This window comes from Pseudoalteromonas sp. PPB1, from assembly GCF_015356275.1.
Lineage (GTDB): Bacteria > Pseudomonadota > Gammaproteobacteria > Enterobacterales > Alteromonadaceae > Pseudoalteromonas > Pseudoalteromonas rubra_D.
Map to the genome: position 1 here is coordinate 15,590 of NZ_JACEQV010000038.1, position 14,230 is coordinate 29,819.

Below are 14,230 nucleotides of genomic sequence, written 5' to 3' on the forward strand. Positions count from 1 at the left end.
TGTTCCTTATTTATATTATCGACAAAGATTCGCAGAAAAGAATATCGTAATTATAACAGGTACACAAAATTAAAAGTGGTTGTTGTGACCTGATCGTCTATCACTCCAACTCAAGCTTCGCTTTTTCAGTTAACTCGCTCGGTAATTCGCGAGACACTGAGACACCCAGCTCTTTAAACTCCGAAGCCTGTTTAATCAAGTTCCCTTTTCCGCTGTACAGCTGTGCCATGGCTTTATCGTACCCTTCCCGAGCTTTATCAAGTTGTTTGCCAACGCTTTCTAAGCTATGTAAAAATGCATTCAGTTTGCTGTAAAATTTTTCAGCACGTAGCGCCAGTTCTTTACTGTGTTTACTCTGTTCTTCAAAACGCCATAACTGCTTGACGATATTCAGGCTCGTTAATAATGTTGTCGGCGTAGCAATCAATACTTTGTTCTCAAGCGCATACTGATATAAATCGGGTGCATATTTGATGGCCTCAACGAAAGCAGATTCAACCGGAATAAACATAATCACCACTTCTGGCGAATTCAATCCGGGTAAGCGCTCATAAGATTTATCCCCGAGCTCTTTTACCCTTGCCTTTACCGCTTCGACGTGAGCGACAATCGCCTGATTTGCATCGCTATCTCGCTCTGCGTTTACGTAACGGGTATAAGCGTTCAGAGAGGTTTTAGCATCAACAACAAGATGACGTTCCTGGGGCAGATAAACAATCACATCGGGGCGATATTTGCCTTCTTCGGTAGAAAAACTCACTTCGCGCTGATAGTCATTGCCCGGGCGCAAACCGGCACTATCCAGCACGTTCTCTAACATTAGTTCACCCCAATTACCTTGAGTTTTCTTTTGCCCCTGTAACGCATTGGTAAGTTTGCTGGCCTGCTCGGTGATGGCCTGATTATTTGCCTGTAAGTGCAATAACTCGGTACGTAACGCTGCTCTTTGTTTCAGCTCTTCGCTATGAATAGCCTCCATTTTATCCCGAAAGCCTTTAAGCTCTCCCTGAACGGGCTGTAATAATTGAGAAATTTTATCCTGACTATGGCGAGCAAACTTTTCGCTTTTATCTTCAAAAATCTGTGTGGCCAGGTTTTCGAACTCCTGTTTAAGAACTAACTTAGACTGCTCCAGCTGTGCCAGCTGCGCATCAAAAGACTGCTGCTTCTGTACCAGCGTGGTTTTGACATCGGTTAGTTCAAGCTCAAGGCGATGCGCATAAGCTTGTGTATCCTGCGCCATGTCTTCAGCTTTTTGCCAGCGCGTCTGTAATTCATTGATCTGGTTTTGCTTTTCAGCCAGTTTTGCTTGAAGCTGTTGGCAGTCTCCGTGTAGTTGCCAGTGTTGAGCCTGTGCCTGTTTTAGCTCATCGCTACGCAGCACGAGCTGCGCCTGTAACTGCTCGCTTTGCATCTCAAGCTGTTGCCGAAATGCCGTACTTCTCTGCCGAAACAAAAAATAGAGCGGAGCAAAAATACATGAAGCAAGTACTGCGCCCGTACCAAGCAAAGTAAAAATATGAGCAGGAGAGAGGGAGACCAAACTAGACCAAAACATAGGCATTCTCTTGATGTGACTATGCTTAGATAATATCAATTACACAGCCTAAATGCCTATTATATTGTGCTTTTCCAGAAATTAGTTTTGACAAGATGACGGCGCATGCGCGCCGTCATTTATGCGTCGAGCTGTTGCTCATTGAAGCGATAACCTGCACCATAGACTGATTCGACTATCTTGGGCGAACAATCGATTTGCTTTATCTTTTTTCGAATATTTTTGATGTGGCTATCGATAACGCGATCGGAGATATCAAAGTTATCGGGCTGAATATGGTCCAAGATTTGTTGACGCGAAAACACTCTGTTTGGAGACTGGTACAACATGGCAAACACATCGAATTCAACCTTAGTCAAAGACAGAGTATTGCCTTTGATAGCCACAATAAGCTGATCAACATCGACTACAATTGCAGCTTCCTGAGAGACGCTAGGAGCGCCCTGGCAGCGACGTAGTATCGCTTTGATGCGCATAACTAGTTCAGCGGCACTGAATGGCTTACAGACGTAATCATCGGCACCAAACTCCAACCCCTTCAAACGGTCTGCCTCAGACACCTTAGCGGTCAGCATAACGATAGGGACCATAGAGAACTCACGGATCTGACGCATGCATTCAACACCATCCTGATTTGGCAGCATGATATCCATTAGAATGGCTTCCGGGTTGTTTGCTCTCACCCAGTCGACCACCAGAGCACCATCAGCAATATGAGAAATTTCGAATCCAGAAGCTTTAAAAAACAGCATTACCTGCTCTGCAATATCGTAATCATCCTCAACGATAAGAATATGGTGCTTAGAAGTCATTTAGCCTCTCGATTTAGCCTTAAGTTGTGAAAGCTGCCTTTTAACCTGACCTTTTAATTTATCCGACAGTGTTTCGTCAAACAGCAGCATGGTCAGAATACTCGCCAGATCTTCTGAACTGGCTACCTCATTCAGTAGATCATAATCACACTGTGACTGAGGTTCAATAAAGTTTAACTGTGAAATTGAATTTTCGTAGCACAACATAGCTCGCCCCTTGAGTCCATCACGTCCTAATTCGCCAATATGGTCATTAAAGTAAAACAATATGGATCAAATATGGAACAGCTTAAAAATGCGCAAAAAAAAGCCGGTTAACAGTTAACCGGCTCGATACAATACTTGTATTTAATAGGGGGAAATCAACAATATGCTTACTACACACTAGGCGTTAACAACAAGCATAATGATAGACCTCACCGGATTCTAAAAAGTTCAGAAAAAATTAGTTTTTTATCATTTCGAGCATTTGCGCTTCATTGAACTGGGTCAAATTCACTCCAGCATCGGCAAATAATGCATCGACCAACGCCTGCTTGTCTTTTTGCATTTGATAGACCTTCTGCTCAATCGAGTTGGCAATGATCAGCTTGTAGACGAATACAGGCTTATCCTGGCCAATTCGATAGGCTCTGTCTGTTGCCTGATTCTCAACGGCAGGGTTCCACCAGGGATCAAAATGGATCACAGTATCTGCCTGAGTCAGGTTCAGACCCGTTCCACCCGCTTTTAGGCTGATCAGGAAAACATCGACCTCTCCTTCAGTGAACTTTGCAATCACCTTGTCCCGCTGGCGCGTTTGCCCCGTAAGCATAGTGAACGGGATGTTTAACCCGTCACAATGGCTGGCTATCATATCGAGTACACTGGTAAACTGGCTGAAAATAATCACCTTACGACCTTCTTCGAGGAAAATCGGTAAGTGGCCAGACAACCAATCGAACTTTGCACTGTTAAATGAGCGCGTTTTGTCTACGAGGCTTGGATGACAGCAGATCTGACGAAGCTTTAATAATGCATCCAAAAAAGCCAGTTTGCTGCGCTCGACACCTTGCTCTTTGAACAAATCAAGTAAACTAGACTCAACTTTAGCCTGAACCTGGTGGTACATATCAGCCTGATCACCGCTAAATTCAAGCTTCTTAACCAACTCTGTTTTCGCTGGCAACTCACGCACAACCTCAGACTTCGTCCGACGCAAAATAAAAGGCGCAATCAGAGACTGTAGCTCTTTCGCGCGCCGGGTATCATTTTCTTTCTCAATGGGATGCTGAAAATAATGCTTAAATTGTTGTTTTGTACCCAGTACATCTGGCATCACAAAGTCGAGCAGCGATTTAAGTTCGAGCAAATTATTCTCAACAGGAGTACCACTGAGACACAGCTTAAACTCCGCGGACAGCTGTTTAACACACTTGGAAATTTGCGCCGTCTCATTTTTGATGTACTGCGCTTCGTCGAGCACAATAGAGTCAAACTCCAGCTCGGAATAGTGCGCCAAGTCGCGCTTTAGTAACGGGTAAGTGGTAATGATAAACCGTGCGTTAGCCACCTGGTTGAGTTGTTTGTCGCGCTGAGCCCCATGTACCGTCAACAAGGGAAGATGGGGCGCAAAGCGACGGAATTCGTTTTGCCAGTTACCGACCAAACTGGTTGGACACACTATCAGAGAAGGTTTTGTCACCAGAGTGTTGTGCTGGGAAATGAAATAAGCAATCACCTGGAGGGTTTTGCCCAGACCCATGTCGTCGGCAAGGATCCCCCCAAGCTGATGTCGGTTCAGGAACCTTAACCAATCAACGCCCTGAACCTGATAATCACGTAGTGTGAAATATTCACCCGTGCCAGATACTCCCTTAGCGTCAGTCGTCTCAGGTCTACTCAGCTCCTCCAGGTAATCAAGCAGACGCGGATCGTCTGATACACTTTGAACTGCCGTGAGATCAAACAGCTTACTTGCGTAGGAGAGCGGGAACTTGAACTGGGAGCTTGAAAGGTAATAGCTAAACCGGGCTTTAAGCTGTAATAATTCATCGTAAACCGCTTTAGGGATAGCATAAAATTGTTCTGCGATATTGATGTACTGGTAAACATTAGCCAGAGAATTCACTTCATGAGACGGTACTTTGTCCCAATCAAGCGTAACCAATTTGTCATCGAACAGCACACGGCCAATAACATGATGTTTTTTATCCCGTTTAAGCACCAAGGTCACTTTTGGGGTTAATACCGGACGGCCGCCTTGTAGTTCATCAACCTGCCATAGCTTACTTTGCAGGTAGGGGCGGACTTCGCTATTAAACCAATGATATGTAACATCATCATCATGTGGCAGTACAAAGTGGTTTTGCTGTGCTGAAAACCCAAGCCCATTCAGCATTTTTTCACAACGATTCAGTTGTTTGGCTTTTGAATAACGGCCTTCTTTATCGAGCAGAGACAATGCCAGCTTCAACGGGGCACCAGGCTCAATGCTCAATTTAGCAACCAATTTATCTTTATTTACCAGGTGTTCGTGCCCCTGAGGCGGTGGGACTATGTTATCGGCGAAGACATCCTGAAAGCGTTTTATCACTGCTTCAATCTTTGTTGCGTTGATAAGCGGCATGGTATGCAAATGCGCAATTTCCTGAGCACTTAACTCAGATTCAATTCGCCCCAAAACCATATTCTCAGTATCCAGATAAACAGGCGGATCCGTTTTTATCAGTTGCCACTGTTCTACTCCGGTTAAATGACTGGTGAGGCGATATTCGTCTCGCTCCTGTTCCCAATCAAACTCCAGATGCTGCTTGTGGCCAAATGTCAGAGGCTTACGACTGCTTTGATAGAAACAACGCTTACTCTGCACTAACTGCTGCAACGCAGAAAATCCCCAACTCCCGGAGAGTTCGAAGTGACCGGGTGTATTTTGCGAGCGGATCCAAGAAAATAATCTGAAATCGCTCTCCAATATATCCTTTGGCGGCACCTGGCTGTTTAGTTGATGTTCGGTGAGTGCACGACCGAGCGGATATATTCCATCCGGTTTTTGTGGTGTGGTCTTAGGATTAACCAACAACTCATTTCCACGTGATTCAAGCACAAATAACAATACGTTGGTTACATCAAGATCATTGGCCTGTTGTAGTTGAGCCAGCTCATTAAACCAATCATTGACCAGATAAGACTCACCAAAGCCGCCTGAATGATCAATTTTTAACTTAAGCAATACTGCTGCGATATGACGACACTTCGGATTGTTAGAACACGTACATTGTGCCTCTACGGATGGGGTACCCTTGACTTGTTCAATCTTAATATGCTGAGTGAAGGTGTTGCCAAAATTGCCCATGACCTGAGCGTCAATTTTTGTAAAATCTTCAGAGTGCTCTAAAAAGCAGATCTGCTCGTCGTGCAAATACTGTTTGGCCTTGCTTAACAAGGCAGCATTAAAATACTGTTTGAGGAATCGCTCTGACAATGGAAACTGAGTCGATTGTTCCTGCTTAATTTCCTCAAATAGTGCTAGAAGTTGCTCTTTAGATAACTGCGAAGACATTCGTTTACAATAAAAAAGACGTAAAAGAGCAGTATATGAAATTACGTATTTGAGCTAAAGGGGCAAATGGCGATAAATTGGGAAAAAGTGACTGGTTGGATGACAACTGTATCAGGAAAGTACGAAAAACGGCCGATAAATCCGGCCGTTAGTGACTAATTGAAACTTGCGAGCAATTTCTCTAATTGTTCCAAGCGTTTTTCTGTAATCACACGATCGTCAATTTTTACAGTAATGGCGCCACTTTTAATGTTTTTTTGCACTTTGACATAGTCATTCTCAAGTAACGCGACGTTTCTGGCTTCAGCCTTGGAAAAGGTTGTCAGATAGTTGGTAAGTAACACAGCACGCTTTTCATCGCTAACCATTTCTGTTGTGAGTTTATCAGAGTCGTATTCAGCCACTTTCTGTTTAAAGGCTTCGTTATGCTCCTGAATCGCCGCAATGAGCTTTTTGGCAGCTTCCCGACCTAAGTGATTTGCTGTTGGATAGAGGCTCACTACATCAACTGGAATTTGCTCATAGGCTTTTAACGAATCAGCAATGGCTGTGTGAGACAACCCTTCAATCGCAGCAATCTCTCGATATGAACCTTTCTTTCCTTGCCGAATTAGCGCCTGTTTAGTCTGAGAAAATGCTTTTCCCTGTTCCCACAAACTGGGTGCGATATATTGATCTGAAGAGACAGAAAGCACTTTTGCATCTTCGTCGGTAAAATCCGCTGAAGTTAAAATTACATAATCAGCACCACCCAATAAGCAGGCTTTTCTGCGTCTGGAGCCCGATAAAACTTCATGCACAGAACCTTTTTCCCAACATAAGGCTGGGTGTAAATTACGCTTATCAGACTCTATAGCTGGCAAAATATCAGCAACTGAACGCTCATTCAGTAATGTTTGGTCACGACGATTATCACCATACACCTTTGTGATCTGATCAATCTCATTGTGTTTGATCACTTTACAGATCAGGGTGATCGTCCTGTTTGGATCGCTAGGAGCCGGCATAGTGATCACATCGCCAACTTTGGCCTGATCTAAAAGATCATCCAGGCTACTTCCTTCAACGGGAGTTGCAAATGGGTCGATGCGTGTGTCGTTTTTACGTTTTCTAGCCATGAAATAGTTTACCTGCTTACTGATCGAGTGATGACTGAGTTGAAGGCCAATTTGAACGGATCAACATCTCAAGTTCATCGACCACGTCTTTAATATTTTCCTGAGATTTGATCAGAGACTCACGACTTGCCAATGAATCTGACGTTTTCTGATCGAATATCGTATTGAACGAAGAGGAACTCGCTGTAATCGCTGAGCTATGGTTGATAGGATAACTCATTACCTGACGGCCAAAGGCACTACGCACATCTTTGACGATGTCACGCTGAGAATGGTTACCTTTAACATAATTGGTTACCAGGAATTGCATAAAATCCCAGCCTTCATGTCCAAGCGCAGCAACTGTATGGTAAATCTCACCCAATCGTTTTAGATACTTATTATTTGCATCAAAGTCGACGGCTTCTGGATGTACAGGTATCAACATAGCTGTAGACGCCATCAATGCATTGTAGAACATGAAATTAAGAGAAGGAGCAGTATCTATCAGGATAATATCAAATTGCTCTGAAACTGGCTCTATGACTTTCTCCTTCAATTTATGATAGTGACGAGTCTGAGCATAGCTTGATGATTCTTTTAGTTCAGTGGCGGTCTCATGCTCAAAATAAAAATCATCCATGCCTGACGGTAAAACGCGAATATTAGGAATATGTGTTTCTCTAAATGCATCTGACACCAACTGGTCCCATGTTTCACCTTCATCAAGTTCAATACAATCACGCATTAGATCACCTACGGTGATGGGCTCAGGATCTTGTGAAGGAAAAAAGCTTGATGATGATCCTTGGGGATCAAGATCAATGATCCCAATATGGTATCGCTTGATATTTGTTGTCGCTAACGCTGCTGCGATATTGACAAGGCTGGTTGTTTTACCACAACCACCTTTTAAACTATTGATGACGATAACTTGAAGTTTGTCGTCTGATTTTCTGTGATCAGCTTGGATCCCTAAGATTTCAGCCATTGAAAAGATATTAGCCAATGTATAGGCATAATGACCATTTGCCCCTTTTTGAATTGCTAAATGGTCAAAATCGCCTTGATCATGGCGTCTTTTTAGTGTTCTGTTGTTTACACCAAGTAAGTCTGCCGCTGCTTTTTGCGTATAAGTGCGAAGTTCTTTATCTTCGCTTTTAAGATGTGCACGATAATGCTGAATTCGGCCTTCAAGGGACTTTTCAGCTACTTCAGCGGTTGCTTTCAGCAGCCGATAGGTTGAGAGCGCATTGCTATTGATAGACATACGTTATTTCCTTCAAATGATGGTTATTATTATAATGTCCATTACTTTTGCAGTAAACATAAAAAAACAAAGACATCTATATTGATAGCTTACTTAAAGAATAAATAAATAAGATTAGAATTGGTTAGATCTATAGGTATTAAAGGCTAGAAGGGTTTAATACGATAGTATCTATCTGTTTTTATTGAATATATTGACATTGGAGTGGATCATAATAATACTTGGTTAAGATCAGATCCTTGTGTACTCATAGATCGTGTTTTTACCAACCTTATTTTCAAAACTTCTCTTGCTCACAGTTTACACACAGAGTTATCCACTTTTAATGGTGCGCAGATCTATATTTTACTAAGTAATTTCATGAAGTTATACACTTTTGTTAGATCCTTAGCGGATTTTAATAGGTAAGGATCTGATCTCTACTTGGCATAGATCGGATCCTTACTAGCTGGATTGTGTTTTATCCACAACGACTCAAAGATACGATGATTTTTGGACGAATTGAACATGAAATCCAGTACGTGTAAGCAGATTTTGAGCAGTAGTTGGTATAATATGGATCCAAAATCATGTCTAAGTTAGTAAAAAAATGATCTCATCTTGGTTTTTTTGTTCAGATCACTTTTTTACTAACTTAAACAATTAACTTTTGATCGTGAATGTGTTGTCATTAACCGTCACAAAATTCTGGAAGTAATAAAATGAGCCGCAAGGTAAACATCTCCGTTGATAATTTACCTGATTCCCTTAGAGGTCAGATCCATGGTGTTGAAAGTGCAACCGATAACGAGAGTTTAGCGTTGTTTACTGATAACAAAGATGTACGCGTTTCGCTGGAAAGTCCTAATCATGGTTTGCGAGCTTACTCAAATACTTTCAATCATTACGACCTTTGGGGGCGATTCGTTCGTTCGGGCTATAAAAAGTTGCCTTTAGAAGAAGCACCAAAGAAAACAATTATTTCCAGACGTATTTCGGAAAAGGTCGATGGCATACTGTACGATGGTGAATTAAAAATCACTCCAGCGGTTGTGAGTAGTAAAAAGGATGGCGAAGAAGCTGAGTTTTTAGTTTGGCCATCAGACAGAGAAGAGAAGGTTGAGCGGGCATTAATTCGTCTTGCTTCAAAAGGCAAGATAGTTAAAATCAATTTTAAGTCCGGTATTCAATATGCGGTAATTTTCTCTATGAATGAGCTGGCTCAAGAGCTAAAAGCTGTTGGTCAATCAATGCCTTATCCACAGATTAAAGAGTCATTGGAAGCCCTTCAAGGGTCGAAACTTTCGTTCAAATATAGGGCTACGGATACCAAAAGCACAGATATCGATGACTCTTTTTACGAGTCAAATATGAACTTTTTGTCCTCATTGCATTTTAGTGGTAAGAAAGGTCAGGGTGGAAACGTTAAATGTGTGGCCTGCCTTAATGCTTTTGTTCATAACATGATCGATAATCTAGAATACAAGGGTTATTACTTCAATAGTGCGCAAGAGCTTAAGCGAGGCCTATCTCGCTGGATGATGCTACGTTTGTATCACTTGTGGCGATATGCAGCTCCTGGTAAAACTTACCATTTTCGGCTTTTATCCATTATGGAAAAGTACGGTTCTATTTACCCAGATGATGAAATAACCGACAATAAACTGAAAGCGTTACGTCGAGATATGACGACAACAATGAAAGATCTGATCGAAAAAGGTGCTATATCGGAGTACCATATTTCAAATGTAAAAGATGATAAAAGTGGTAAAATCATTGATTATGTGTACGAAATGCATCCATCTGCACAGTTCTGTGATGAGATATTAGCACTAAATAAACATAATAAACGCATCGAAATTCAAGGTGGTAAGCGGATCGTTGAAAATGCGGAAGTTATTGATGAAGATACACTCGAAGAAATAGTGAAAAAGTAGCAGTTTAATAAAATAAACAATGCTTTTTGGTTTTACTCTTAGAACGCTTTATTATGTTAAATAGTCAGGCGTTCTCTAATATTTTACTAATTCCCCTAAAAGATTGCGCATTTTTTCTCTTTGCCTTGTTAAAAATCCTTTTAATAATGTAGGTCGAGTTTTGGTTTTAGTAGTTTATTGAGTTTTATGATGTGTTCTTAAGGATGGAGTTGGTTGTCTATTTTAGACTTCTTTACAGTAAAAAATGTTGCAACAGCTATTCATCTGAAAGCGTGGGCAACTTTGACGCTGACCGGGAACAACACTCTACTTCTGTTCATATGGGCAAGAAAATTATGATTTTTTGGACATTTTAGAATGAAGATATGCTGGTGTATCTGATAATTGATTTGTTTTATATTTTTATGATGTGTTCTTTGTTGTGCGTTGCTTATTCCTTTGGTTGGCCAGGTAAGAATGCGCCTTACTAATTTGTCTCTTCTCACGGGCTCAAAAGAACGATGATTTGGTCAGCCTTTTTAAACTGGCGAAATGATTTATGGTGAATGTGTGCCATTTAATTCCTAAATTAATGATGTGTTCTTTTTCTGTGTGTTATTTATCTCATTGGTTGACGGAAAAGGGTTGGCCCGGGTGAGAATGTGCCTTACTCTTTTCACGGGGTCAAAAGAACAACGATTTGGTATGCTTTTTAAACTAAAGAATTGGTGTATAGTGAGTATCGAACCGGTATTTGTGTCTTAATTAAATGATGTGTTCTTTTTCTGTGTATTATCTATCTCATTGGTTAAAGGAAAAGGGTTGAGTTGTGTGAGAATGCCCCTCGCTAGTTTGTCCTTGGTCACCGGGTCAAAAGAACGATGATTTGGTAAGCCTTTTTAAACTGACGAGATGATGTATGGTGAGTATTGAACCTGTATTTGTGTCTTAATTTAATGATGTGTTCTTATTGGTGTTTTGCCTATGCCTTCATTTGACGAAAATGGGTTTGCCCGGGTTAGAATGCGCCTCACTAGTTTGTCCCTGAGCACGGGGTCAAAAGAACGATGATTTGGTCAGCTTTTTTAAACTGATGAGATGATCTATGGTGAGTATCGAACATGCATTTGTGTATTTTAATTAATTATGTGTTCTTTCTCCCTGCTTTATCTACCCTTTTAGTAGACTTAATTGGGCTGGCCCTGGTGAGATTGCTCCTCACTTATTTGTTACTTCTCACGGGGTCAAAAGAACGATGATTTGGTCAGTCTTTTTAAACTGACGAGATGATGTATGGTGAGTATTGAACTTGTATTTGTGTCTTAATTTAATGATGTGTTCTTATTGGTGTTTTACCTATGCCTTCATTTGACGAAAATGGGTTGGCCCGGGTGAGAATGCGCCTCGCTAGTTTGTCCCTGGTCACCGGGTCAAAAGAACGATGATTTGGTCAGCCTTTTTAAACTAAAGAGATGATCAATGATGAATATTGAACACTTACTTTCAGAATAAATGATGTGTTCTTTGCCGTGTGTTATTTATCCTTTTGGTTGACGGAAATGGGTTGACCTTCTGGGTGAGAATGCGCCTCACTAATTTGTCTCTGGTCAGGGGGCCAAAAGAGCGATGATGTGGTCAGCTTTTTCATCTGACGAGATGATTTATGATGAACATTGAATATTTACTTCCAAAATAAATGATGTGTTCTTTGCCGTGTGTTATTTATCTTTTTGGTTGACGGAAATGGGTTGGTCCGGGTGGTAATTCTTCTTACTAATTTGTCTTTTCTCATGGGACCAAAGGAACATTGATTTGTTAAGCCTTTCAAACTGACGATCTGTTTTATGATGAGTATCGAACATTCTCTTTGTAAGTTAATGATGTGTTCTCGGCTCGGCGAGATATTTCCATTTTTGACTCAGTTGCTATCAGGTCTGTGTGATTGCTTGGGAGGAAGGGACTGACGTTGGACTGTTTTACTTATTTATGGTGTGTTCCTGTTGGGTGAGATTCATACCACTGTAAGTTTCCGTTGTAAGGAGACCTGTTGCGCTACATACCAACCAGAGATGGGAGGACAGATCTGTTTTAACTAATATCAATAATATGTTCCTAAAGTAAAAGCTCTTGTAACCTTGAAATGTCACACGATGATAGGCTTTAGTTTCTTGATGATACTGTTTCTTTAATGCATGTTAGTTGGTACTTACACATGACTTATGCTAATCACTTTTTGATTTTAAAGCAGAATAGTAATCGAGCTCAGATGAAACTTGATTAACCAAAGCTTGGATATCGTTTCGGTAATAAAGAAAATAGACAAAAATGAACACGCACACCATTTATGAAAGCTATTGAAATGTATGTGTGTACTTACTTTCACTTATTGGATGTTTACAATCACTTCAAGCAAAATAGTTTTTGATTTAAAAAGAATCCTGTTTGTGCTAACTAAGTTTAAGTTACTTTCAACTAGAGCTAAAAGATATCCACTTGTATAGATAAGAGCGAAATCTAACGCAGTTTTCTGAGACTTTTGGTATGTTGTAAAAACGATAGTTTCTGTTGCGTTAGATTCTAATCAAAAATATATGACTTCCCTCGAGTCCATCAGCGAAAAGTAAATACGGCCGGCACTCTTAACCGAAGTGATGTTTATCGCATTTAGAGCATAAATTAGAATCAACCATTAATCGTTTCTAAATAGATTCTCTCGATCAGGTAATTGTATTCTTTTTTCCTTGGATCATTGCCATCACGACTGTAATTTTTTAATTCACCAATTTTTGTTTCTTTTTGAGGGTTTAGCAAAATGAAAGGTAACGCACCGCTTACGTGATACCTATTTTTTGCGCTAAAACGAACGTTTACTTCCGGGCTCACTCGAGTTGGGCGTCTGATCCTCAACTTTGCAGAATCAGATAGACTTGAAACTCTAACACGTTCTTGCTCTACAATTGATTGCCAATTATTCTGATCAATTGCTCTGGGGTTTGTGTATTGGGAAGACCGTTGAAGTATATCAAGAGCTGCTTTTTTTGAGAGTGTTTTGGTAGAGTGTTTTGTCATCCAGGTGAAACGTACAGAGTAGGGAACAGCTTGCTCGAAATGTATTTTTCTATATGCTGCTAGAGTAACTAAACTGGGGACTGCACTGTGCACAGCTTCAAATCTTGCATCATTATTTGTGATTTCAAGAATAAGTTCTTTGAAGGCATCTTTTGCTAAATTTATTTCTACCAGTCTATTTCGTATCTCGTTTTTGGGATCATTTACTAAAAGTATCCCTGGATGTCTGGTGAGTACCTTGCCACTTTCTTTTTTGTCAATAAAGAGATCTTTGTAGGAAGAGATACAATGGCTGAATGCATCCTGACCTGTTAGTTTTTCTACATGAACACTATCTGGCGCAGAGAGTTCATCCTTCTTTTGTACTGGAGGTAATTTAAAATAGTAAGCTTGAGTTATGTCTGCTTGTTTAATTTCTTCACAAAATAATGAGATTTGCTCAAAAAGGTAATCAAAATGAGAGCGTATGGAAAGCTTACTTTTCATAATCAAGAGCCTAATTGCATAGAACAGATGCGTATTATACACCTTGTTAGTAAAAAAATTAATGAGCTTAGTTTTTTGGTCGGCGTTATTGTAGATTTTACTCGGTGCTTTTATTCAATGTATATATTGAAACAATATGATGTGTTCCTTTTTATAATAAACATTTATCTCTACTTAAGCAACATTAATTAATGTTTATCCCACTTTTATGATTACTTTTTATATGTTTTTCAATCAATTATCAAAAATTGCGTCTTGATTGAGGAGGGAGTTACGCATCATCTCGAAATCAACAAATAAACCGTAAGGGATATCTCAATGGCAAATATTAAAGCCCCAGTTTCGGGGACAGGATATATAATACTCGCGATCTAGGGCGTTGTTTCCTTAATCATTGAACTAATCTAGCATTGTGTGATCAGATCTCAAAAGCAAACACCGAGACTGAATTTTGAAAGAAAAGCGTATCACTAACTGGCGTGATTACAACAAAGCCCTTATC

Annotated in this window: 8 protein-coding genes; 1 reads left to right on the plus strand and 7 read right to left on the minus strand. The window is 40.5% G+C overall.

Features of this window, described 5'->3' with window-relative positions; all coding sequences use genetic code 11:
- Positions 1-100: 100 nt before the first annotated feature.
- The 6 genes from rmuC to IY568_RS23115 form a co-directional block, all read right to left on the minus strand.
- Positions 101-1,558, minus strand: coding sequence for a DNA recombination protein RmuC (rmuC, locus tag IY568_RS23090; RefSeq protein WP_125564650.1), 1,458 nt, complete (start codon positions 1,556-1,558; stop codon positions 101-103).
- 119 nt (positions 1,559-1,677) lie between these two features.
- Positions 1,678-2,370, minus strand: a complete 693-nt coding sequence (locus IY568_RS23095) for a response regulator (RefSeq protein WP_125564648.1) — start codon at positions 2,368-2,370, stop codon at positions 1,678-1,680.
- On the minus strand, positions 2,371-2,577 hold the full coding sequence (locus tag IY568_RS23100; protein WP_010381356.1) for a hypothetical protein: 207 nt from the start codon (positions 2,575-2,577) through the stop codon (positions 2,371-2,373).
- 238 nt (positions 2,578-2,815) lie between these two features.
- A complete protein-coding gene (locus IY568_RS23105) occupies positions 2,816-5,911 on the minus strand; it encodes a DEAD/DEAH box helicase (protein WP_125564647.1) in 3,096 nt (1,031 codons plus the stop codon).
- Between the two features lie 155 nt (positions 5,912-6,066).
- Positions 6,067-7,029, minus strand: a complete 963-nt coding sequence (locus IY568_RS23110; protein WP_125564645.1) for a transcriptional regulator — start codon at positions 7,027-7,029, stop codon at positions 6,067-6,069.
- A gap of 16 nt (positions 7,030-7,045) precedes the next feature.
- Positions 7,046-8,278: an AAA family ATPase gene (locus tag IY568_RS23115; protein WP_194868824.1), complete on the minus strand. Its 1,233-nt coding sequence runs from the start codon at positions 8,276-8,278 to the stop codon at positions 7,046-7,048.
- Between the two features lie 701 nt (positions 8,279-8,979).
- Here IY568_RS23115 and IY568_RS23120 point away from each other — a divergent pair.
- A complete protein-coding gene (locus tag IY568_RS23120) occupies positions 8,980-10,194 on the plus strand; it encodes a hypothetical protein (RefSeq protein WP_010381348.1) in 1,215 nt (404 codons plus the stop codon).
- A 2,661-nt stretch (positions 10,195-12,855) separates the two neighbouring features.
- Here IY568_RS23120 and IY568_RS23125 read toward each other — a convergent pair.
- Positions 12,856-13,728 carry a DNA replication terminus site-binding protein gene (locus IY568_RS23125; protein WP_125564641.1) on the minus strand — a complete coding sequence of 291 codons (873 nt, stop codon included), beginning with the start codon at positions 13,726-13,728 and terminating at the stop codon, positions 12,856-12,858.
- Positions 13,729-14,230: the final 502 nt, after the last annotated feature.